Here is a 21427-nt window from a genome sequence, read left to right as displayed (position 1 = left end):
GCGGCTAAGCGGGTGCAAATATATATCCTAATTTCGATTTGACAATATAAAAATCAACAAATTTTAAAATTAATTTAAAACAAAACCACAAACATCTATATACCAATAAATTAAATTTAAATAAAAAAATGCGTTAGGGATAGAAACGGCATCCTTGGCGCAGTAAACATCAAAATAAAACGTGTTTTAGATTACATTTAAATCCAAATTACATTTTCCAAATCCAAAGCGCCAAGATATAGTGGATAGCCCGTTCACTATATTATATAGTGAAACGCCCACAAAATACTAAAAGCTAGTATTGCGCAAACAAGTACAACCTCTTATCTTTGCGCACTATAATAACGACTATAATATATAGACATGATAAAGGTAACATTGCCAGACGGCAGTATTAAGGAATTTGATCAAGGCTCTACCCCTATGGACGTAGCACAAAGTATTAGTGCCGGGCTTGCAAGAAATGTAATTTCAGCAAAATATAATGATACCATTATAGAAACGTCCACTCCTTTAACAACAGATGGCAACCTTACCTTATATACATGGAATGATGATGAAGGAAAGCAGGCATTTTGGCATTCTACTTCCCACGTTATGGCGCAGGCCATTCAGGATTTATATCCAGGAGCTAAATTAACTATTGGACCAGCTATTGAAAATGGTTTTTATTACGATGTAGATTTTGGTGAACAAAAAATTTCTGAAAGTGATTTCCAAAAGATTGAAAATCGCATGCTAGAAATCGCCAGAGGAAAGCACGATTTTAAAATGCGAGCAGTAACTAAAGAAGAAGCTTTAGAATACTATAAAAAAATAGATAATCCTTTTAAAGTTGAATTGATAGAAAATCTGGAAGATGGGACGATCACTTTTTGCGATCATGACACATTTACAGATCTTTGTCGTGGCGGCCACATCCCTAATACCGGAATTATTAAAGCTGTGAAATTAATGAATGTTGCCGGAGCATATTGGCGAGGCAATGAAAATAATCCACAACTTACCCGTGTATATGGCACAAGTTTCCCCAAACAAAAAGAACTTAAGGAATACCTAGAACTTCTTGAAGAAGCTAAAAAAAGAGACCATAGAAAGCTAGGTAAAGAATTAGAACTTTTTACTTTCTCACAAAAAGTTGGGCAAGGTTTACCATTATGGCTTCCTAAAGGAGCTGCCTTAAGGGAGCGCCTGGAAAACTTTCTTAAAAAAGCACAGAAAAAAGCAGGATATGAGATGGTTGTTAGCCCTCATATAGGAAATAAGGAATTATACGTAACCTCTGGCCACTATGCTAAATATGGAGAAGACAGCTTTCAACCCATTAAAACTCCGCATGAAGGTGAAGAGTTTCTTTTAAAACCGATGAACTGCCCTCACCACTGCGAAATGTATAATTCACAATCGTGGAGTTACCGTGATCTACCAAAACGTTTTGCTGAATTTGGTACCGTTTATCGTTATGAGCAAAGTGGAGAATTGCATGGTTTAACTCGTGTGAGAGGCTTTACACAAGATGATGCACATATTTTTTGTACTCCTGAACAGTTAGACGAAGAGTTTAAAAAAGTAATCGACCTTACTTTATATGTATTTGATAGTTTAGGTTTCGAAAACTTTACAGCACAGGTTTCTTTACGTGATCCTGAAAATAAAGAAAAATATATTGGTAGTGACGATGTTTGGGAAAAGGCAGAAAACGCCATTATAAATGCTGCCAAAGAAAAAGGTCTTAATTATATTATTGAAACCGGTGAAGCTGCATTTTACGGACCAAAGCTAGACTTTATGGTTAAAGATGCACTTGGCAGAAGCTGGCAACTTGGCACCATCCAGGTAGATTATAATTTACCAGAGCGATTTGACCTGACATATAAAGGAAGTGACAACGAATCTCACCGCCCTGTTATGATTCACAGAGCTCCTTTTGGAAGTATGGAAAGATTTATTGCCATACTCCTAGAACATACCGGAGGAAACTTCCCGCTATGGTTAATGCCAGAACAGGCTATCATACTCTCACTCAGTGAGAAATATGAAAAATATAGCCAAAAAGTTTTAAGTTTATTAGAAAATCACGAAATTCGCGCCGTACTAGACAACCGAAACGAAACTATTGGAAAAAAGATACGGGAAGCTGAAGTTAAAAAGTTCCCTTATATGCTTATTGTTGGTGAACAGGAAGCAAAAGATGGTACGATTTCTGTACGAAAACATGGCGAAGGAGATATTGGCACTATGCCAGTAGAAGAATTCGCTCAAATAATTAATAATGAAATTGGAAAAACGCTAAAAGCGTTTGAAGTTTAACTAAAATATTTAAGCCATAGCAATACGAAGAAAAAAATCGAGACAACAAAGAGTAACTCGTAAAGAAGATCAACACAGAATTAACCAAAAAATTAGAGCTAAGGAAGTTCGAATGGTAGGTGATAATGTTGAAATGGATGTTTATCCTATCGAGAAAGCTTTAGCAATTGCTGAAGATCTAGGACTTGATTTAGTGGAAATCTCTCCAAATGCCAATCCACCAGTGGTTAAGGCAATGGATTACAAGAAATTCCTTTACGAACAAAAGAAACGCGAAAAAGCCATGAAGGCTAAAGCAAGTAAAGTTGTCGTTAAGGAAATTCGTTTTGGCCCGAATACAGATGACCACGATTACGAGTTTAAGAAAAGAAATGCAGAAAAGTTCCTAAAGGATGGAGCCAAATTAAAAGCATTTGTATTTTTTAAAGGTCGTTCTATCGTGTTTAAAGATAAAGGAGAAATCCTATTATTACGTCTAGCCACAGATTTAGAAGAATTTGGAAAAGTAGAACAAATGCCAAAATTAGAAGGTAAACGAATGACGATGTTTATGGCACCTACTACTTCCAAAAAGAAATAAAAAATTAAGAGAGTTTTAATTATAAAAGAAGGATAGCATGCCTAAAATGAAAACAAAATCTAGTGCCAAAAAGCGTTTTAAGCTTACAGGTTCTGGAAAAATTAAAAGAAAGCACGCGTTTAAAAGTCATATCTTAACTAAGAAGTCTAAAAAACGTAAGCTTGCGTTGACGCACAGTACTTTAGTATCTGATGCTGATACCAACAATGTTAAACTTCAATTACGTTTAAAGTAATCTGAAGATTAACGGTTTAAATCATTTATAAACCCTGGAGTTGGGCAAATTAAAATGAAAATTTTAATTTAAAAGTATCGATTTTCGGTCGCCTGCTACAAAATTTTAAAATTATGCCAAGATCAGTAAATTCTGTTGCAAAAAGAGCTAGAAGAAAAAAGGTTCTTAAGCAAGCAAAAGGCTACTTTGGAAGACGTAAAAACGTTTGGACAGTAGCAAAAAATGCAGTTGAAAAAGCTATGCTTTACTCTTATAGAGATCGCAAAGCTAAAAAACGTAACTTCCGTTCATTATGGATTATGCGTATTAATGCTGCTGCTCGTCAACAAGGAATGTCTTATTCGCAATTTATGGGTAAAGTAAAGGCTAACGAAATTGGATTAAACCGTAAGGTTTTAGCTGATTTAGCAATGAACCACCCAGAGGCGTTTAAAGCAATTGTTGATAAAGTAAAATAAATAAAAACAATTATTACTCTCTTATAAAGAAAACCGGTTTCAAATGAAACCGGTTTTTTTATGTAAAAAAAGCATGCTAAAAGATCGAATATCAGCTTTACATAAAAACAAGATTATTTTAACTTAGAAACTAATCGAACTTTTCTCCATTCAACCCAATAATTCTTCTACTCGTCTTCGCTAAAACGATACTTCATCTAAAATCTCATCCTTTACCCCTACTACAGCGTATTTTTGAACCATCAATAAGAAAGATTAGTGGTTAGGTGATAAAAAAGCAGTAGCGAAATTGTTTTTATTGGTGGTTTTTAGATATTTTTTCATTCTTAAGCTACTGCTTTTTTTCTTATTCCCTCAAAATATAAAAGCTCCTAAAAGGAGCTTTTTTATGTAATTTAAATTCTGTAAAATTGAAGTCGATTTTATTTAAAATAACATCCTCTTTTTCTTTTTGATCGTTGTGGCCTGTATTTAGAATCAAAAAGACCTACTGCCACACTTATCATTAGTTGATGAATTCTTCTACTCTCAAAAGAGGCCAGGTTAATACCATAAGCACTATTAATCATATCGATTCTATAAGGCTCGTTAGAACTAAAGTTATACTCATAACGCGCATCGACTTCAAAACGCCCAAAATGAGCTTTCACCCCAATATTTGCAGACAAGTAACTACTTGATATATTCTCTACCACGCCTCTATTATTTTCCATTCCCTGTAAAGTAACATCTCCAACGGTACTATTATAAGCTGGGCCAAGATAAACATCTAAAGGACCCCAAAAATGATATCCCAACAAAAGAGGCACGTTAATTTTATTCATCTGGTATTCTGCTGGCCGTATATCAAAAGGAAACTCGGTTGTAACCGTATTATACATTCCTTCTAATCTTAAAAAGTATTTCCCGAAATTATACTGTCCAAAAATACCGCCATGAAAACCTTCACTTGGATTTGAAAAATAAGTATCTCCTGTATAGTTTGCACTTGAGGTTAAACCGGCAATTTCGCCACCATGTCCAATGTTTACACCCGCTTTAAGCCCAATCATAAAATCCTGAGAAAACACACTGGAACTAACTAATATGATAAAAGTAAAAAGAGTAAAAATTTTCTTCATTAACTAATAATTTTTTAGGGAAAAGTTAATGAGGTAAATATATCAATTCTGAAATAAACTCATTACTTTTTTTAAATTTTGAAAAAAAACGGTCTAAAATTCTAACTAATTGAATACAAACAAACTACACTAAAAAACGTTTCTTTCAGCTCTACAAAGCCAAACTTATATTTCTAACTAACAACACCTTAAACATTTTTCATCACATTTAATTTAAAAAATTGATTCCCTAAAACATAGAAAAATCCTTCCGTTCTAATATACATCAATACACAAAAAGCGACATTGAAAAATCAATGCCGCTTTAAAAACTCTATTGAACTAATTAAAATTAATGCACAATAATTGCATCACTGGTTCCATCTGGATCTCCAGATACAGTTCCATCTGTAGATGGATTTCCAAGCAATAGAACTCCGGCTGCATGTGGTGAAGCCATAGATGTTCCGCTAATTGTATTATATCCTCCACTTTTCCAGGTACTCTTAATTCCAACTCCGGGCGCTACATAATCTACTGGTGGATTTCCGTAGTTAGAAAAGTAAGCCCATGAATCGTTACTATCCATAGCTGAAATTGTATAAATATTACTTCCGTTTACTCTAGCTGGAGAATGACTATTTGCATCGTCACTTTCATTACCAGCAGCTAAAACAAATTTAATTCCCTGCTGAGAAGCAGCAAGAACAGCATCATCTAAAGCCTGAGATATTGGCCCTCCAAGACTCATATTAGCTACATCTCCATTAGAACCATTAGCCGCAACATAATCTACCCCGGCAATTACACCAGAATATGAGCCACTTCCTCTACTATCTAATACTTTAATTGGAATAACTGTAGCACCAGGAGCAACTCCTATAACACCAATATTATTATTTAAAGCGGCTATGGTTCCAGCTACATGAGTACCATGACCGTTTCCATCATCTAAAGATTTTCCGTCTTTACCACTGGTAAAAGCGTTAAATCCTCTAGATGCATCAACATTAAGATCTTCGTGATCTAGATCAATACCTGTATCTATTACCCATGCTACTCCAGATCCCGAGTAAGAAGAGACTCCGTTCACTCTGGCGATACCATAAGGTGTTTCCTGTGAAGAACTTCCTCCGCCATCACCATCTCCCGGATCTTCGCTACAAGGAACGCCGTTTGGTGTGCCACATGGCGGTGCAAAGATTACAACTTTATCTTCTTCGATATAATCTATATCATCTCTTTTCTGAAGTCTGGACACCTGATCTGCGCTTAATTTAATCGCAGCACCTTTAATCGCTTTACTAAAAGTTGAAATCACTTCAGCATCTTTTACACCAGATTCCTGAAATATTCGTTTAGTCATAGCTTTCATCGCTTCCTGTGCTTTCCCATAATCTGAAGGATCGCCAATGGCTTGTTTGGCTACATCGTTTTTATAGACCACGATGTACTGCCCTTTTATCGCAGCAGCTTCTGCAGGAGCAGCTAATTGTTCTTCAGTAATAATCTCATTCGATTCTTTGTCATTTGCACAAGAGGCTAACAAAGCTGCAAAACTTAATCCTGCAGCTAAAGCACGTGTAGTTTTTAACATCATTATGTTTAGTTTATAAATGGTTTATTTCCTTCCAAATTATAATTTAATCGAAACATTACAACATCAAAAAGAGGTCAACCCTGAACCTGAATAGGTATTTTCCTACAATTATTTAACAAATATTACTCCACGTTTAAGCATTTACAAGCGATTAAGCAAAATCCTTCGAGCGTTAATTTTATTTTAACATAAAATGTTAAAATTTATAATGTTTAATTGCTAAAACGTATTATTTTAAACAAAAAAAACCACAGCATTGCTGTGGTTTTTTTGTTTTTTAAAGTTTAAGATTACTTATAAACTTCTCCTCCTAACAATATCCAGTTTTCTATTCCTCCTTCAAGCTCATAAACTTCTTCAAAACCATCATCTTTTAAGATCTCTATAGCTTTTTTTGTATTTTCTTTATTCTTACCATAGATAACTACTGGTTTATCTTTCGCAAGAGTATCAAAAAACAAAGAGTTATCATTGTTTTCACTCAAAATGATATTTTTGGCCTTAAAAAGATGAGCATCATCAAATTCCTTAGGTGAGCGCACATCCAAAACCTGAATATCATCCTTATGCATACGCTCTAACATTTCTTCAGGAGAAATCATGTCGATTTCGCTGGCTTCTACTTTTTTACAAGACTGTAAGCAAAAAAGCGATATTGTAACTATTAGCAGGTATTTTTTCATTAGCCTTCTATAGTGTCTCCGTCCCAGTTCATAAATCCACCTTCTAAATTATAAGTGTTTGCAAAACCTAGTTGATCTAAAATAGAACAAGCCTGGGCACTTCGCTTACCAGATCTACAATAGATATAGTAATTTTTATCCTTATCCAGTTTTTCTACTTCATCAATAAATCCCTGCCCTTTATATATGTCTATATTTTTAGAATTAGGAATATATCCTTCTTCAACTTCTTCCTCAGTTCTAACGTCAAGAATAGCTGCATTGTCATCTTTACTAAGCTGATCTCTCCATTCTTCCTGTTCAAGTTCTTTCATTATAATGTACATTTTATATTAAGCAATGTAAAGATACATTATCTATACCAACCGCATTCCTTCGGTTCTCAATCAAATTTATTTTTTTAACATTTATTTAATATTTAAGTTCAAAACACGTTATATATTTGTACATACAAATGTTGTAGAAACAATGAAAACGGAAGAGCTTTTAAAGACAGATCATCTTATAGATACTAAGAAACTGGTTATTAACATTATGCTTTGTGCTGGAAAAGCTACAACGATGATGAATGAGGCCCTTAAGCCTTATGAGATTTCGATGCAACAATTCAACGTATTACGAATATTACGTGGCCAAAAAGGCAAGCCTGCAAATCTTAGCACTATACAGGATAGAATGGTAAATAAGATGAGTAATACAACCAGACTGGTAGATAAATTGATAAAAAAGAATCTTGTAGACCGTTGTATTTGCGAAGAGAACCGAAGAAAAGTTGAAATAGTAATTACTGGGGAAGGATTAAATCTATTAAAAACCTTAGATCCTATTGTAGATCAGCTAGAAGAAAACTTTTCACAACACATCAACAAAAAGGAGTTAATCCAGCTAAACGAAACACTTGAAAAATTAAGAAACTAATAAAACTAAAAATATGAGTTCTATTATTGAAAGTCTTAAATGGAGATACGCAACCAAGAAATTTGATGCAACTAAAAAAATATCCAAAGAGAATTTAGAAACGCTTCTAGAAGGAGTTCAACTTTCTGCGTCATCTTATGGATTACAACCTTATCAAATCTTTGTAATTGAAGATTCAGAAATAAGACAAAAACTAAAATCGGCCGCATGGAATCAAACACAACTTACAGATGCCTCTCAAGTTGTTGTTTTTGCTAATCATAAAAGCCTGGACGAAGCTTATGTAGATAACTACATTAAAAATATTGCTGAAACCAGAGATATGAATGTAGAAGATTTACACGGCATGGCAGATATGATCAAAAATTCTACACTGCAAATGCCAGCTGAAATGCAAAATGAATGGGCACAAAAACAATGCTATCTGGCACTTGGCTTTTTATTAAATACTGCAGCCGAATTAAAAATTGATGTTTGCCCAATGGAAGGTTTTTCTGCTGAAGAATTCGATAACATTTTAGGTCTACAGGAAAAAGGTCTTCATACAGCGGTTATTGCGTGTGTAGGATATAGAAGTGCAGAAGACAAATATCAGTATGCCACCAAAGTGCGCAAATCAACAGAGGATTTATTCAACTTTATATAAAATCAAATATTAAAAATTGCTATGAAAAAGAATGTTTTTAAAGGAGCCCTGGCTTCAGTTGTTGTAATTGCAACATTATCATTTACAAATATTGCTAAAAAAGTAGATGTAAAAGATAGTAAAGTTACCTGGGTAGGGAAAAAGGTTACAGGTCACCACGAAGGGACTATAGATTTAGAATCTGGTTTCCTTAATGTAGAAGGCGACAAAGTAGTAGGTGGAGAATTTGTTATAGACATGACGTCTATTAATGTAACAGATTTAGAAGGTGAAAGTAAAGGAAAATTAGAAGGTCACTTAAAATCTGATGATTTCTTTGGTACCGCTAATCACAAAAATGCTAAACTGGTAATTAATACTGCTTCTAAAAAATCTGGTAATACTTACGGTGTTGTTGCAGATCTTACAATAAAAGGAATTACTAATCCTATTGCATTCGATTTAACTTACGATGGTAAAAGTGCAACTGCAGATTTAACTATCGATCGTACTAAATACGAAGTTCGTTATGGTTCTGGAAGTTTCTTCGATAATTTAGGGGACAATACAATCTATGACGATTTTGAAATCTCTGTAGATTTAAAATTCTAAAAAATCCAACCATTGTAAATTTAATCCCGTAAGCTACCCTACAGATTACGGGATTTATTTTTTAATAAAATGTTTGCTGTTTAAAATTTCATAACTATATTTGAAACAATGAAAAACAGAATTGCAAATACTTGGTGGTGGTCTAACTTACGTTCAAACTTCGTGAGCTAAATTGCCATTGTATAAAAATATATAACTAAAAGGCTTGTCTCACGACAAGCCTTTTTTTGTTTCAAGATGCTTTAAAATTATGTACACATTAAAAACCAACTACAAAAAACTCTTAGCAGATACTATTACTCCGGTTAGTGTTTATTTAAAAGTAAGGGATAAATATCCAAATAGCCTTTTACTAGAAAGTAGTGATTATCACGCCAATAAAAATAGTTTTTCTTATATCTGCTGTAATCCCATTGCTTCAATAAAAGTTCAAAACGAAGAAATTACTGAAGAATTTCCAGATGGTACTTCAAAAACAACCAAAATCACTCCTGAAGTTAATCTTCCAGAGAAAATTCAGGATTTTGGAAAGTTGTTCGATACCCAGGAATCTGACTTTAAATTTATCAACAACGGTCTTTTTGGTTACATTTCTTACGATGGCGTTCGTTATTTTGAAGACATCGAGATCACCAAGAAAAAAGGCGATCTTGAATTACCAGATATGTACTACGCGGTGTACCAAAACATCATCGCGATAAATCATTTCAATAATCAGGCGTTTATTTTTAACCACTCCTATAGTGATGATAATAAGATCGAAGAGATCGAGCAGCTTATCAGCGTTAAGAATTTTGCCACTTACGATTTCCACCGCCAGGGCGAAACCGAAAGTAATCTAACCGACGAAGAATTTATCGAACAGGTAAAATTCGGTAAAAAACACTGTTATCGTGGCGATGTTTTCCAAATCGTGCTTTCCAGACGCTTTTCTCAAAAATTTAAAGGCGACGAATTTAATGTGTACCGCGCTTTACGAAGTATCAATCCTTCTCCATATCTTTTCTATTTCGACTACGGAAACTTTAAAATATTTGGTAGCTCGCCTGAAGCTCAATTGGTCGTAGACGAAGGTCAGGCCGAAATTCATCCAATTGCCGGAACTTTTAAACGTACCGGAAACGACGAAAAAGACGCCGAAATTGCCAAACAACTTAGTGCCGACGAGAAAGAAAATGCCGAGCACGTAATGTTGGTAGACCTGGCTCGTAACGATCTAAGCCGAAATGGAAGCAATGTAAAAGTAGAAACCTATCGCGAAATTCAGTTTTTCTCGCATGTAATTCATCTGGTAAGTAAAGTTACCGGAACCAAAAATCCAGATACACCAACCATGCAGGTGGTGGCAGATACTTTCCCGGCGGGGACGTTGAGTGGTGCGCCAAAACACAGCGCCATGAAACTTATCGAAGAATGTGAAAATGTAAACCGCGACGCTTACGGTGGTGCGATTGGCTTTATGGACTTTCACGGCAACTTCAACCACGCGATCATCATTAGATCTTTTGTGAGCAAAAATCATCAGTTGCATTACCAGGCCGGTGCCGGTGTGGTTTCAGAATCTAAAGACGAGAACGAGCTTCAGGAAGTGTACAACAAACTTGGAGCCTTAACCAAAGCATTAGAGATTGCTGAAGATATAAAATAATGGCGTTACCACCCTAAGGGGTGGTCAGGCTTTCGGTAGTCGCTTTTTTAAATGTTACTCATTTAAAAAGAGCTCCAACAATACCTCAATCCCTAACGCAAAACAGAACTTTAAACTCCGGATAAACCGAAGAGTTCGAAAAACGAAAATAGAATTAAAACATCGGGAGAAATCTTCCGAATAATAAAGAAGATGAAAAAAGTATTAGTTATAGATAATTACGATTCGTTTGTGTATAACCTGGTACATTACCTGGAAGATCTGGATTGCCAGGTAACGGTAAAAAGAAACGATCAACTGGATATCGATTTTGTACAAAATTTCGATAAAATTTTATTGTCTCCCGGCCCGGGAATTCCATCTGAAGCCGGATTATTAAAACCTATCATAGAAAAATATGGCGCTACCAAAAGTATTTTTGGTGTTTGTCTTGGCCAGCAAGCCATTGGGGAAGTTTACGGTGGCACACTTGGTAACTTAGAATCTGTTTACCACGGCGTTGCTACAGATATCGATATTGTAGTAAATGACGAACCTTTATTTGCAGGTTTAGACAACAAAATAAAAGTAGGTCGCTATCATTCCTGGGTGGTTTTAAAAGAATTACCAGATGCTTTAGAAGCGACTTCCTTTGATGATAAAGGCCAAATTATGTCTCTTAGACATCGAGAATTTGATGTTCGCGGTGTACAATTTCACCCAGAATCGGTTTTAACTCCGGAAGGAAAGAAAATGATTGAAAACTGGGTAAACTCAGATTTCAATAAAGAAACTTCAGAAAAACCGGCAGCAAACCAGGCATAGAATTTTCAAAACCTATAAATTTAGATTCGGTTTAACCGATTCATTCTTAATAAAATGAAAGAATTACTAAACAGGCTTATTAACCACGAAACGATAAGTAAAGCGGAAGCAAAACAAGCCTTATTCAATATTTCTAACGGAGAATATAACGAAAGTCAGATTGCTGCATTTCTCACTGTCTATATGATGCGAAGTGTTACTATTGCAGAGCTTGAAGGTTTTAGAGATGCGCTTTTAGAACTTTGTGTGGCAGTAGATCTTAGCGCCTACGATCCTATCGATCTTTGTGGTACCGGCGGTGATGGTAAAAACACCTTCAATATTTCTACAACTTCGTCTTTTGTGACTGCTGGTGCTGGCGTAAATGTAGCAAAACATGGTAATTACGGAGTATCTTCTGTAAGTGGTAGCTCGAATGCGATGGAGCATTTAGGAATTCGCTTTAGCAACGATCCTGCATTTTTAGAAAAATGTATCGATAAAGCCGGAATTTGTGTTTTGCACGCTCCCCTATTTCATCCGGCTATGAAAAATGTGGCGCCAATTCGAAAAAGCTTGGCGGTAAAAACATTCTTTAATATGTTAGGGCCAATGGTAAATCCGGCTTTTCCAAAGAATCAATTGGTTGGAGTTTTCAATTTAGAACTAGCTAGAATGTATGGTTATTTGTATCAAAATACCGATAAGAATTTTAGTATTCTTCATGCTTTAGATGGTTATGATGAAATTTCATTAACCAGCGATACCAAAGTAATTTCCAATGAAACCGAAAGTATGCTGAAACCAGCCGACTTCGGAGTTCGAAAGCTAGAGCAGAAAGAAATCTACGGCGGTGGAACAATAGAGAATTCAGCAATGATTCTGGTAAATATTCTTCGAGGTGAAGGAACCGAAGCTCAGGAAAATGTGGTTTGTGCAAACGCCGGTATGGCAATTGCGACCGCTAAAAACTTAAGCGTAAAAGAAGGATTTTCAGCAGCAAAAGAATCTATAAAGTCCGGAAAAGCATTAGAGGCATTAAAAAAATTACAGGATTTAAGCGAATAAGATCTATGAACATTCTTGATAAAATAATTGCAGATAAACATAAAGAACTGGTTTTAAAAAAACTGGTCGTTCCCGTTTCACAATTGGAAAGTTCAGCCTTGTTTGAAAGGGAAACCGTTTCTTTAGCCGATGCGCTTAGAAAAAGTAAAAGCGGAATTATCGCTGAACACAAACGTCGCTCTCCTTCAAAATCGGTGATCAACCAAAGTTTAAATGTAGAAGATGTAGCCAAAGGTTACGAAAATGCTGGAGTAAGCGGAATGTCGGTTTTAACCGATGGAAAATATTTTGGTGGATCTTTAGACGATTTATTGTACGCTCGTGCTGCGGTGAAAATGCCCATTTTAAGAAAAGAGTTTATAATTGATGAATATCAGTTACTGGAAGCGAAAGCTCATGGCGCCGATGTAATTTTATTGATCGCTGCAGTTTTAGAACGCCAGCAGATCAAACAATTATCTGAATTCGCCAAGAATCTTGGTTTAGATGTACTTTTAGAAGTGCATAATCAGGAAGAATTAGAAAAATCAATCATGCCGAGTCTGGATATGTTGGGTGTAAACAATAGAAATTTAAAGACTTTTGAAGTAAGCACCCAAACTAGCAAAGACCTTTCAACTAAAATTCCAGATGATTTTGTGAAAGTTAGTGAAAGCGGCATTAGCTCGGTTGAAGCGATAAAAGACCTAAAACAATACGGCTACGAAGGTTTTTTAATAGGTGAAAACTTTATGAAAACCGATAATCCCGGCAAAAGCGCGAAGGAGTTTATTGATGAACTGATTTAGAACATAGACCGTTTCACTGTTAGAATATAGAGAACTGTTAGAATATAGAGAATAGATGATGATGTGGTAATTTGAAAATGGGATAATTTGAAGGTTACTTAAATTTTGAAATTTTTTGTCAAATCGAAAATCAAAATTATACGAAGCGAAAAGTTTAAAAAAGCTGTAAACTGTAAACCGTTAGCTGTAAACTTAACTTAATGAACCTAAAACTCAAAATATGCGGAATGAAGCATCCTGAGAATATTCAGGAGGTTGCTGCATTAGAACCAGATTATATGGGTTTTATTTTCTATGAAAAAACACCACGTTTTTTTAATGCTGAAATCCCTAAGATTTCAGATTCGATAAAAAAGACCGGAGTTTTTGTAAAAGCAGAGATCGCTGAAATTCTTGCTAAAGTCAACGAATATAAGCTTGATGCTATTCAGCTACATGGTGGTGAGTCGGCCGAGTTTTGTTCAGAATTAAAAACTGTTTTAAAAGAAACGAATATCGAGATCATCAAAGTGTTTTCAGTAAAATCTGAATTCGATTTTGATCAATTATCAGCTTTTGAAGATCATATAGACTATTTTCTATTCGATACCAAAGGCAAACACAAAGGAGGAAATGGAGAAACCTTTGATTGGACTTTATTAAAAGAATATCCTTCAGAAAAACCATTTTTTCTAAGCGGCGGGATTGGGTTAGAACAGCTGGAAGATCTAAAAAAATTCTATGCGTATTTAACCAAAATCGGCAAAGAACATTTGCTTTATGCTGTAGATGTAAACAGTGCTTTCGAAACGGAACCAGGATTAAAGAATACTGAAAAACTAAAACAATTTGTTGACGAATTGATGTGATAATGTGGTAATGTGGTGATTTGAAAATGGAAAAAATACATATTCTGAATGCTGAATGCTGAATTTTAAATGAGATTGAACCGCCTAATTGCCGAAAGCTGTAAGGCAAAAAACTGTTAACTATAACTAAAATAAATAGCTGAGAGCTGAATGCTCTGTGCTAAAAAGCTAAATAAAATGACATACCAAGCAGACGAAAAAGGATATTATGGCGAATTTGGTGGCGCCTTTATTCCCGAAATGCTGTATCCTAATGTAGAAGAATTGCGCAAGCAGTATTTAGACATTATGAAAGAAGATTCTTTTCAGAAAGAATTCAAGGCGCTTTTAAAAGATTATGTAGGTCGCCCTACTCCACTTTATTATGCCGAGCGTTTCAGTAAAAAATATAATACCAAAGTATATTTAAAACGTGAGGATCTTTGCCATACAGGTGCACACAAAGTTAATAATACCATTGGCCAGATCTTAATGGCAAAACGCTTGGGTAAAAACCGAATTATTGCTGAAACCGGTGCCGGCCAACACGGAGTTGCAACAGCTACGGTTTGTGCGCTAATGGGAATTGAGTGTATCGTGTATATGGGCGAGATCGATATTGAACGCCAGGCACCAAATGTTGCACGAATGAAAATGTTGGGTGCTAAAGTCGTTCCGGCCAAATCGGGTAGTAAAACCTTGAAAGATGCAACCAACGAAGCCATTCGCGATTGGATCAATAATCCGGTTGACACGCATTACATCATTGGATCTGTTGTTGGGCCACATCCTTATCCCGATATGGTGGCGAGATTTCAGGCGGTGATTTCCGAAGAAATTAAAACGCAACTTAAAGAAAAAGAAAATCGTGAAAATCCAGATTATGTCGTGGCTTGTGTGGGTGGCGGTAGTAATGCCGCTGGTGCATTTTTTCATTATTTAGACACTCCGGAAGTTGGAATTATCGCTGTTGAAGCTGCCGGAAAAGGAATTTATACCGGTGAAAGTGCTGCAACCTCAGCTTTAGGAAAAGAAGGAATAATCCACGGAAGTAAGACTTTGTTGATGCAGACTGACGACGGACAAATAACCGAGCCGTATTCGATTTCGGCTGGTTTAGATTATCCGGGAGTTGGGCCAATGCATGCGCATTTATTTAGAAGTGGTCGTGGAGAATTTATTTCGATTACCGATGATGCCGCAATGAAAGCCGGCTTACAATTAGCAAAACTGGAAGGAATTATCCCAGCGATCGAATCCTCTCACGCTCTTGCGATTTTTGAAGATCGAAAATTTAAAGAAGATGATGTAGTTGTTGTAAATCTTTCTGGCCGTGGCGATAAAGATTTAAATACGTATATCGATTATTTTGAATTATAGTATTTGTTGACATTCTATAAAATTTAAAGTGTAATTATCGTCATTCCGTGCTCGACACGGAATCTCATAATTCGAGTTAGATAAATGATTTTAAATTATAGGATGAGACCCTGAATCAAGCCCGCCTGCCGGACGGGCAGGTTCAGGGTGACGTATTCAAAATTTCATAGCTCAAATTGCGAATATTGAAAAGAAGCTGAAAGCTAAAAGCTCTTTACTGAAGGCTAAAAAATTAAAAAAATGAACAGAATTAAAGAAAAACTGCAGGAAGACAAAAAACTGCTTTCTATATATTTTACTTCAGGATATCCTGAAATTAACGACACGGTAGAGATCATTAAAAGCCTGGAAAAAAATGGTGTCGATTTTATCGAAATTGGGCTTCCGTTTAGTGATCCTTTAGCCGATGGACCAACAATTCAGGAGAGTTCTACCATTGCGCTAAAAAGTGGAATGACCACCAATAAACTTTTTGAGCAGTTAAAAGATATTCGTCCAGAAGTTTCTATTCCACTTATAATAATGGGATATTTTAACCCTATTCTTCAGTTTGGTGTCGAAAAATTCTGCGCAAAATGCGAAGAAGTTGGTGTCGACGGACTCATAATTCCAGATCTTCCAGTAGATGTTTATAACGATAATTATAAGCCGATATTCGATAAACACGGACTAAAAAATATTTTCCTGATCACGCCGCAAACTTCCGAAGAACGTATTCGTTTTATAGATGAAGTTTCCGACGGATTCATTTATATGGTAAGTACCGCCAGCGTTACAGGAAGCACTAAAGGTTTTGGTGAAGAAACTAAAGCTTATTTTAAACGAATTGCAGACATGAAACTGAAAAATCCGCAGGTTGTTGGATTTGGAATCAGTGACGAAGATACGTTTAATGACGCCACTAAATATGCAAAAGGTGCCATTATTGGGAGTGCTTTTATTAAGCATTTAAACAAGCATGGTAAAAACAATATCAAAGATTTTGTAAAATCAGTTCGGCCGGTTTAACCAAAGTCTAACAAGCTATTAGCAGGTTTTAAGAGTATCGATTCTTATCTTTAAGTTGAATCATAAAAACACAGAATTATGGGAGGTCCTATTAAAGATAATCACAAATCGAGAAAAACAGAACAATCTAATCCCACGCAACCAAGTGGAAATAGAAACGAAACTACCAATAAAGTAGATATCGACGAGAAAACGATCAAAGATCAACAAAATAAAAAGTAAATAGATTTATGGGAAGAGGCGATAAAAAAACTAAACGAGGGAAAATAGCAATCGGAACCACCGGTAAACTACGACCTAAGCGTAAAAAGTTTAAAGTAAAGCCAACCACTCTTGCAGAGCAAGACAAAAAAGATTTACAATGATATTTATTTAGAACACCATAAAACCCTCAGATTTTCTGAGGGTTTTGTTTTTATTGCTATCTAAAAGAATTCCTTATACTGAAGCACTCGAAAATCCAACGTATTAAATTTGGGATTTTTAGCCTTCAATTCTTTATAAAGCTGCATACTTCCAACCGCCATATTCGCTGCTCCAGACGGTGCAATTAATGAAACGGTTTTTATTAATCGTCCATCCAAAACAAATTGATGAATTCTTGGCGGCTCGTTATTTACGATCTTCAGTTTTATATTTTCTTCGGAATCTTTTAAATGTCTTCTGAAAAAATATTCCGGTCCGTTTTTACTATTTCCACCGGTAAATAATAACGTATCGATCTTTGGATGCTTTCGTAGAATCTGAAGCATATTTCTAAGCTTCACCTTTTGCATTCCCAGATCTGAAGCATCGATTTTTTCCCTAAAACTACTTTCAACCACGTCACAAATACCTATTCCTCGTTTCTGAAGAAAACTCTTTCGCTGTAAAACGGCTGCTTCTGAATTATCGTAGATCAGTTCTAATTCAAAAATTCGGTCTAAAATTGGCCAAAGTAAACCATCCTGACTTCCGTAGCAAAAATCAACATCCCGCTCTTTTAGTCTACGCTGCGTAAAACGCGGTGGCGGCAACGTACCAACAATAAGTTTGGTAGCACCTTCAGGAATAAATAGCGGAAATGGATGTTTATGATGAAAAATATCGATATTGTTTAAATTCTGCCTTCTTTTTCTAAGTACTGTGTTGCCTGCTGAAGATCATCAAAAATCTTATCTGCAGCCTCTACATTTTCCTTTAAATTAGGATTCCCCTGAATTGCCAGACATTCTAATCCGGCTCCCTTTGCTGAAGCTACTCCGGTTCTGGTATCTTCAAAAACGATCATATTTTCCTTTGGCAGTTTGATCTTTTCGATCGCGGTAAGGTAACTTTCAGGATCTGGTTTGCTATTTTCCACATCGGTTCTGGTAATCTCAAATTCAAAATATTTTGCGATACCGGTTTTCTCCAAAAGAAACTCAACATTATTCCGTGGACTACCGGTAACCAAATAAATAGGAATTCCCTTTGCCTTGAAGAAATCTAAGGTTTCTATAGCGAACGGCATAAATTCAACTTCAGATTCTTTTACCAGTTTTTCAGCCATTCGCTCGCGCTTGTAGGTTAGCTCTTCTTCCGAAATTGGCAGATCAAATTGGACTACGATCGCCTTTGCATTAATTGGCGAAGGCGTACCTGCATAAGTTTTTATATAATAATCGTAGTCTAGCTGAGCGTCGTAATCTTTTAAAACTTCAACCCAGGAATTGTAATGATAATGCTCTGAATCTACTAATGTACCGTCGAAATCGAAAATTGCTGCTTTAATTTCAGCCATGCTTATTGGTTTTTTGGATTTTTCTACGAAATTACTTCCAAAGAAATAAAGCTAGTTTTAGCTAATATTAAGTTTTGGTTAGGTGTTTAAATTGAAATATTACACTAGAATTTCAGTTAAAATACTATTTAAAAAGTCAATTTTTGTCAAGCTAATCCTGTTCGTCCGGCAGGCGGGCTCGTTTCAGGTTCGCATAAAAGAGAAATAATCTGCATGATGAGATTCTGAAATAAATTCAGAATGACTTTTTATATAGTTTTATCGAATAAAAACTGGTTCGTTTTCTTTCTCGGTATGCTCTGCACTGAATTTATAGTCGTCGTAATCGAAGCCTTTAATATCTTCTAAAGATTTCGCTGAAGAATCGATAATATATCGCACCATAGAACCACGAGCTTTCTTTGCATAAAAACTGATAATCTTTAATTTTCCGTTTTTGTAATCTTTAAAAACAGGAGAAATTACCGGAACTTTTAAAGCTTTAGTATCCACTGCTTTAAAATATTCGTTGCTCGCAAGATTCACAAACAACTCATCTTCTTCTAATTCTGAATTCAAATAATCGGTCACTTTTTCTTTCCAAACCTCATAAAGCGTGTCCTTACTTTCGATCCCGATTTTAGTTCCCATCTCCAAACGATATGGCTGAATTAGATCGAGGGGTTTTAAAATTCCGTACAAACCAGAAAGAATTCTAAGTGTATTTTGAATATCATCCAACTTTTCTTCTGGAAGTGTATACGCATCTAAACCATTATAAACATCGCCATTAAACGCATACATTGCCGGGCGAGAATTCTTTTTGGTATGATCTTCTTCAAATTCCTGGTAACGGGTATAATTTAGATCAGCAAGCTTATCGCTAATACTCATTAATTCTGAAATCTCTTTTTTGGTCATTCTGGCCAATTTTCGATTCAGTTTTCCCGTGGTTTCTAAAAAAGCAGGTTGCGTTCCTCGAGTAGTAGGTAATTTTGATTCGTAATCCAGACTCTTCGCTGGTGAAACAACTATTTTCATTTTTCTTTTCTGTTTTTTCGTTTCTCCCTAAACTTGCCATCCAGAGAGGCTGCCTTGTTTCGGGACTCATTAAAAAATAATGAGATGCTGAATAAATTCCGATAATTATCGGCAGAGCTTGAACTCCTAAATTTAAACTTTCACGAAGATAAGACTTCGATTCCCGAAAATAAAAAAGACCTTCAATTACTTATTTATACAGCAATAAAAAGGTCTTATATTTTATCGAATTTCGCTAAACTACTCTAGCATTTCTTTCTGGTTCTTGGCATAGTTACGCCACTTCTCTATCGCGCCCACCATATCTTCTGGCAATTCTGAATTAAAGCTCATCCACTCCCCTGTTTTTGGATGTGTAAAGCCTAAAGTTTTTGCGTGAAGTGCCTGCCTTGGTAATACTTTAAAACAATTCTCTACAAATTGCTTGTATTTGGTAAAGGTTGTCCCTTTTAGAATCTTCTCGCCACCATAGCGTTCATCGTTAAAAAGGGTATGCCCAATATACTTCATGTGCACACGAATCTGGTGCGTTCTACCTGTTTCTAATTTACAAGCCACCAAAGTAACATAACCAAAACGCTCTAAAACTTTAAAATGAGTTACGGCGGGTTTCCCTTTTTCAGCATCATCACCTTCGTAAACGGTATTCTGGAGTCTGTTTTTTGGATGTCTTCCAATATTTCCTTCAACCGTTCCTTCATCTTCTTCAACATTTCCCCAAACCATGGCTACATACTCGCGCTCACTCGTTTTATCGAAAAACTGCTTCGATAAATGCGCCATAGCATGTTCGGTCTTAGCGATCACTAAAAGTCCGCTGGTATCTTTATCGATTCGATGCACCAAACCAGGACGATCACTGCTGTTATTTGGCAAGTTTTCGAAATGATACACCAGTGCATTAATCAAGGTTCCGCTATAATTTCCATGCCCTGGATGCACCACCATTCCTGCCGGTTTATTCACTACAAGAACAGTATCATCTTCATAAACGATATCCAACGGAATATTCTCTGGAGTAAGTAAAAACTCATACGGCGGATGCTCGAACATTACCTGCACCACATCACCGGCTTTTACTTTATAATTTTGTTTTACAGGAACATCATTAACATAAATATTCCCATCTTTTGCTGCCTTTTGAATTTTATTACGAGTTGCTTTCTCGATATAATTCATCAAATATTTATCTACTCGTAGGGGATTTTGGCCCTTTTCAGCAATAAATTTATGATGCTCGTAAAGCGTTTCGTCATTCTGGTCGTCCAGCTGCTCTTCAAGCTCGTTATTTTCTTCAGGATGCTCCTTCATTAAAAATCAAATTGATCGTCGTTCGTTTCCTCGGTCTCTAAACTATCCTCTTCTACAGGTTGACCATAGCTTCCAGAGCCATCTCCTAAAACAAGGTCGATCTTAGAGGTTTTCATTAATTCGTCTCCTGCTTCTATTAGTTCTCCGTTATGACGAAGCTCTAAAACGGCATCTTCAGCAATATCTGGCTTGTAAGTAATCTCACCAATCTCGAAACCCAGAGACTTTAAAGTCGGCTCGGCCTGTCTGCGCGTACGACGAATAAGATCTGGGATCACTATTTTACGATAACCAGATGGATTTAAAGTCAGATATATTTTTCTATTTTCTTTTACAAATTTCCCAGCTTTTGGGACTTGCTCTATTACAGAAAATCTTGGATAATCCGGATTAAAATTAGCCGAATCCAAAATCTCATATCTCAGATCCTTTTCCTTTAACATTGTTTCCACATCGCTTAAAGATAGCTCGGCCAGGTTAGGCACTTCTATACGATCTCCCTGGTTTGTAGTGTAATCTAGCCACTGCATAGTTGCATAGCCCAACACTACTACTAAAATAATTGCCAGCACCAGCTGAATTAAAAATGTTTTACTGAAAATGAATCTGAACAATCCCATATATTTACAAAATAAAAAGCAAAGATATAAAAACACCTTGGTTTTGGTGACACCCTTTTTTCGTGATATTTTTGTTTTAAACGCTACATAA

Annotated in this window: 25 protein-coding genes; 16 read left to right on the top strand and 9 right to left on the bottom strand. The window is 35.8% G+C overall.

Annotated features, from left to right (window positions below; genetic code table 11):
- Positions 1 to 363: 363 nt before the first annotated feature.
- The 4 genes from thrS (at position 364) to rplT (ending at position 3583) form a co-directional block, all read left to right on the top strand.
- Entirely contained in the window at positions 364 to 2310 is a 1947-nt protein-coding gene (gene thrS, locus IIF7_RS09640; protein WP_084841468.1) for a threonine--tRNA ligase, read from the top strand.
- A gap of 22 nt (positions 2311 to 2332) precedes the next feature.
- The gene (gene infC / locus IIF7_RS09635; RefSeq protein WP_084841467.1) at positions 2333 to 2890 is read left to right on the top strand and encodes a translation initiation factor IF-3; all 558 of its coding nucleotides are present in this window, start codon (positions 2333 to 2335) and stop codon (positions 2888 to 2890) included.
- 37 nt (positions 2891 to 2927) lie between these two features.
- Positions 2928 to 3125: a 50S ribosomal protein L35 gene (gene rpmI, locus IIF7_RS09630; protein WP_084841466.1), complete on the top strand. Its 198-nt coding sequence runs from the start codon at positions 2928 to 2930 to the stop codon at positions 3123 to 3125.
- 113 nt (positions 3126 to 3238) lie between these two features.
- Positions 3239 to 3583 (top strand): 50S ribosomal protein L20, encoded by a 345-nt coding sequence (gene rplT, locus IIF7_RS09625; protein ID WP_013073011.1) that lies wholly within the window; start codon positions 3239 to 3241, stop codon positions 3581 to 3583.
- 422 nt (positions 3584 to 4005) lie between these two features.
- On the opposite strand, the gene IIF7_RS09620 is transcribed toward rplT, so the two are convergent.
- From IIF7_RS09620 to IIF7_RS09605, 4 genes are all read right to left on the bottom strand, one after another.
- Positions 4006 to 4704 (bottom strand): outer membrane beta-barrel protein, encoded by a 699-nt coding sequence (locus tag IIF7_RS09620; protein WP_084841465.1) that lies wholly within the window; start codon positions 4702 to 4704, stop codon positions 4006 to 4008.
- Positions 4705 to 5035: 331 nt separating this feature from the next.
- Positions 5036 to 6283, bottom strand: a complete 1248-nt coding sequence (locus IIF7_RS09615) for a S8 family peptidase (protein ID WP_084841464.1) — start codon at positions 6281 to 6283, stop codon at positions 5036 to 5038.
- Positions 6284 to 6573: 290 nt separating this feature from the next.
- Complete coding sequence (locus IIF7_RS09610) at positions 6574 to 6966, bottom strand: rhodanese-like domain-containing protein (protein ID WP_084841463.1); 393 nt, start codon at positions 6964 to 6966, stop codon at positions 6574 to 6576.
- Complete coding sequence (locus IIF7_RS09605; RefSeq protein WP_084841462.1) at positions 6966 to 7280, bottom strand: rhodanese-like domain-containing protein; 315 nt, start codon at positions 7278 to 7280, stop codon at positions 6966 to 6968. The genes IIF7_RS09610 and IIF7_RS09605 overlap by 1 nt, the downstream gene beginning before the upstream one ends.
- 154 nt (positions 7281 to 7434) lie before the next feature.
- Between IIF7_RS09605 and IIF7_RS09600 the strand changes: the two genes are divergently transcribed.
- The 12 genes from IIF7_RS09600 to IIF7_RS09550 all read left to right on the top strand — a co-directional run bounded on the left by IIF7_RS09600 (position 7435) and on the right by IIF7_RS09550 (position 16988).
- Entirely contained in the window at positions 7435 to 7884 is a 450-nt protein-coding gene (locus tag IIF7_RS09600) for a MarR family winged helix-turn-helix transcriptional regulator (RefSeq protein WP_084841461.1), read from the top strand.
- Positions 7885 to 7897: 13 nt separating this feature from the next.
- Positions 7898 to 8530 (top strand): NAD(P)H-dependent oxidoreductase, encoded by a 633-nt coding sequence (locus IIF7_RS09595; RefSeq protein WP_084841460.1) that lies wholly within the window; start codon positions 7898 to 7900, stop codon positions 8528 to 8530.
- A 21-nt stretch (positions 8531 to 8551) separates the two neighbouring features.
- Positions 8552 to 9121, top strand: a complete 570-nt coding sequence (locus tag IIF7_RS09590; RefSeq protein WP_084841459.1) for a YceI family protein — start codon at positions 8552 to 8554, stop codon at positions 9119 to 9121.
- A 250-nt stretch (positions 9122 to 9371) separates the two neighbouring features.
- Positions 9372 to 10769, top strand: a complete 1398-nt coding sequence (locus tag IIF7_RS09585; protein ID WP_084841458.1) for an anthranilate synthase component I family protein — start codon at positions 9372 to 9374, stop codon at positions 10767 to 10769.
- A gap of 192 nt (positions 10770 to 10961) precedes the next feature.
- Positions 10962 to 11573: an anthranilate synthase component II gene (locus IIF7_RS09580; RefSeq protein WP_084841457.1), complete on the top strand. Its 612-nt coding sequence runs from the start codon at positions 10962 to 10964 to the stop codon at positions 11571 to 11573.
- A 54-nt stretch (positions 11574 to 11627) separates the two neighbouring features.
- Positions 11628 to 12620, top strand: a complete 993-nt coding sequence (gene trpD / locus IIF7_RS09575) for an anthranilate phosphoribosyltransferase (protein WP_084841456.1) — start codon at positions 11628 to 11630, stop codon at positions 12618 to 12620.
- A gap of 5 nt (positions 12621 to 12625) precedes the next feature.
- A complete protein-coding gene (trpC, locus tag IIF7_RS09570; RefSeq protein ID WP_084841455.1) occupies positions 12626 to 13408 on the top strand; it encodes an indole-3-glycerol phosphate synthase TrpC in 783 nt (260 codons plus the stop codon).
- A gap of 200 nt (positions 13409 to 13608) precedes the next feature.
- Complete coding sequence (locus IIF7_RS09565) at positions 13609 to 14256, top strand: phosphoribosylanthranilate isomerase (protein ID WP_245801603.1); 648 nt, start codon at positions 13609 to 13611, stop codon at positions 14254 to 14256.
- Between the two features lie 177 nt (positions 14257 to 14433).
- On the top strand, positions 14434 to 15615 hold the full coding sequence (trpB, locus tag IIF7_RS09560) for a tryptophan synthase subunit beta (RefSeq protein ID WP_084841453.1): 1182 nt from the start codon (positions 14434 to 14436) through the stop codon (positions 15613 to 15615).
- A 240-nt stretch (positions 15616 to 15855) separates the two neighbouring features.
- Positions 15856 to 16623 carry a tryptophan synthase subunit alpha gene (trpA, locus tag IIF7_RS09555; protein WP_084841452.1) on the top strand — a complete coding sequence of 256 codons (768 nt, stop codon included), beginning with the start codon at positions 15856 to 15858 and terminating at the stop codon, positions 16621 to 16623.
- A 78-nt stretch (positions 16624 to 16701) separates the two neighbouring features.
- Positions 16702 to 16845, top strand: a complete 144-nt coding sequence (locus tag IIF7_RS20825; protein WP_175487032.1) for a hypothetical protein — start codon at positions 16702 to 16704, stop codon at positions 16843 to 16845.
- Between the two features lie 8 nt (positions 16846 to 16853).
- Positions 16854 to 16988, top strand: a complete 135-nt coding sequence (locus IIF7_RS09550) for a 30S ribosomal protein THX (RefSeq protein ID WP_084841451.1) — start codon at positions 16854 to 16856, stop codon at positions 16986 to 16988.
- A gap of 60 nt (positions 16989 to 17048) precedes the next feature.
- Here IIF7_RS09550 and IIF7_RS09545 read toward each other — a convergent pair whose 3' ends face one another.
- From IIF7_RS09545 to IIF7_RS09525, 5 genes are all read right to left on the bottom strand, one after another.
- The gene (locus IIF7_RS09545; RefSeq protein WP_084841450.1) at positions 17049 to 17708 is read right to left on the bottom strand and encodes a uracil-DNA glycosylase family protein; all 660 of its coding nucleotides are present in this window, start codon (positions 17706 to 17708) and stop codon (positions 17049 to 17051) included.
- Between the two features lie 11 nt (positions 17709 to 17719).
- Positions 17720 to 18385: an HAD family hydrolase gene (locus IIF7_RS09540; RefSeq protein ID WP_084841449.1), complete on the bottom strand. Its 666-nt coding sequence runs from the start codon at positions 18383 to 18385 to the stop codon at positions 17720 to 17722.
- Between the two features lie 258 nt (positions 18386 to 18643).
- A complete protein-coding gene (gene yaaA / locus IIF7_RS09535) occupies positions 18644 to 19405 on the bottom strand; it encodes a peroxide stress protein YaaA (protein ID WP_084841448.1) in 762 nt (253 codons plus the stop codon).
- A 240-nt stretch (positions 19406 to 19645) separates the two neighbouring features.
- Positions 19646 to 20716 (bottom strand): RluA family pseudouridine synthase, encoded by a 1071-nt coding sequence (locus tag IIF7_RS09530; protein WP_084841447.1) that lies wholly within the window; start codon positions 20714 to 20716, stop codon positions 19646 to 19648.
- Positions 20716 to 21336: a PASTA domain-containing protein gene (locus IIF7_RS09525; protein ID WP_084841446.1), complete on the bottom strand. Its 621-nt coding sequence runs from the start codon at positions 21334 to 21336 to the stop codon at positions 20716 to 20718. The genes IIF7_RS09530 and IIF7_RS09525 overlap by 1 nt, the downstream gene beginning before the upstream one ends.
- Between the last annotated feature and the right edge of the window lie 91 nt (positions 21337 to 21427).

The sequence above is a fragment of the Zunongwangia atlantica 22II14-10F7 genome, from assembly GCF_002094855.1.
GTDB classification, from domain to species: Bacteria; Bacteroidota; Bacteroidia; order Flavobacteriales; family Flavobacteriaceae; genus Zunongwangia; species Zunongwangia atlantica.
The sequence above is the reverse complement of the archived record's forward strand: the minus strand, read 5'-3'. Positions and strand labels throughout refer to the sequence as shown.

What these genes read in the sequence shown, in the direction of transcription:
- trpB (WP_084841453.1), top strand. Translation starts at nt 14,434, where the DNA reads ATGACATACCAAGCAGACGAAAAAGGATATTATGGCGAATTTGGTGGC.
- trpA (WP_084841452.1), top strand. Translation starts at nt 15,856, where the DNA reads ATGAACAGAATTAAAGAAAAACTGCAGGAAGACAAAAAACTGCTTTCT.
- IIF7_RS09610 (WP_084841463.1), bottom strand. Translation starts at nt 6,966, where the DNA reads ATGAAAAAATACCTGCTAATAGTTACAATATCGCTTTTTTGCTTACAG.
- IIF7_RS09565 (WP_245801603.1), top strand. Translation starts at nt 13,609, where the DNA reads ATGAACCTAAAACTCAAAATATGCGGAATGAAGCATCCTGAGAATATT.
- IIF7_RS09600 (WP_084841461.1), top strand. Translation starts at nt 7,435, where the DNA reads ATGAAAACGGAAGAGCTTTTAAAGACAGATCATCTTATAGATACTAAG.
- rplT (WP_013073011.1), top strand. Translation starts at nt 3,239, where the DNA reads ATGCCAAGATCAGTAAATTCTGTTGCAAAAAGAGCTAGAAGAAAAAAG.
- trpC (WP_084841455.1), top strand. Translation starts at nt 12,626, where the DNA reads ATGAACATTCTTGATAAAATAATTGCAGATAAACATAAAGAACTGGTT.
- IIF7_RS09540 (WP_084841449.1), bottom strand. Translation starts at nt 18,385, where the DNA reads ATGGCTGAAATTAAAGCAGCAATTTTCGATTTCGACGGTACATTAGTA.
- yaaA (WP_084841448.1), bottom strand. Translation starts at nt 19,405, where the DNA reads ATGAAAATAGTTGTTTCACCAGCGAAGAGTCTGGATTACGAATCAAAA.
- IIF7_RS09620 (WP_084841465.1), bottom strand. Translation starts at nt 4,704, where the DNA reads ATGAAGAAAATTTTTACTCTTTTTACTTTTATCATATTAGTTAGTTCC.
- IIF7_RS09615 (WP_084841464.1), bottom strand. Translation starts at nt 6,283, where the DNA reads ATGATGTTAAAAACTACACGTGCTTTAGCTGCAGGATTAAGTTTTGCA.
- IIF7_RS09580 (WP_084841457.1), top strand. Translation starts at nt 10,962, where the DNA reads ATGAAAAAAGTATTAGTTATAGATAATTACGATTCGTTTGTGTATAAC.
- thrS (WP_084841468.1), top strand. Translation starts at nt 364, where the DNA reads ATGATAAAGGTAACATTGCCAGACGGCAGTATTAAGGAATTTGATCAA.
- IIF7_RS09605 (WP_084841462.1), bottom strand. Translation starts at nt 7,280, where the DNA reads ATGAAAGAACTTGAACAGGAAGAATGGAGAGATCAGCTTAGTAAAGAT.
- IIF7_RS09530 (WP_084841447.1), bottom strand. Translation starts at nt 20,716, where the DNA reads ATGAAGGAGCATCCTGAAGAAAATAACGAGCTTGAAGAGCAGCTGGAC.
- IIF7_RS09590 (WP_084841459.1), top strand. Translation starts at nt 8,552, where the DNA reads ATGAAAAAGAATGTTTTTAAAGGAGCCCTGGCTTCAGTTGTTGTAATT.
- IIF7_RS09525 (WP_084841446.1), bottom strand. Translation starts at nt 21,336, where the DNA reads ATGGGATTGTTCAGATTCATTTTCAGTAAAACATTTTTAATTCAGCTG.
- rpmI (WP_084841466.1), top strand. Translation starts at nt 2,928, where the DNA reads ATGCCTAAAATGAAAACAAAATCTAGTGCCAAAAAGCGTTTTAAGCTT.
- trpD (WP_084841456.1), top strand. Translation starts at nt 11,628, where the DNA reads ATGAAAGAATTACTAAACAGGCTTATTAACCACGAAACGATAAGTAAA.
- IIF7_RS20825 (WP_175487032.1), top strand. Translation starts at nt 16,702, where the DNA reads ATGGGAGGTCCTATTAAAGATAATCACAAATCGAGAAAAACAGAACAA.
- IIF7_RS09550 (WP_084841451.1), top strand. Translation starts at nt 16,854, where the DNA reads ATGGGAAGAGGCGATAAAAAAACTAAACGAGGGAAAATAGCAATCGGA.
- IIF7_RS09595 (WP_084841460.1), top strand. Translation starts at nt 7,898, where the DNA reads ATGAGTTCTATTATTGAAAGTCTTAAATGGAGATACGCAACCAAGAAA.
- IIF7_RS09585 (WP_084841458.1), top strand. Translation starts at nt 9,372, where the DNA reads ATGTACACATTAAAAACCAACTACAAAAAACTCTTAGCAGATACTATT.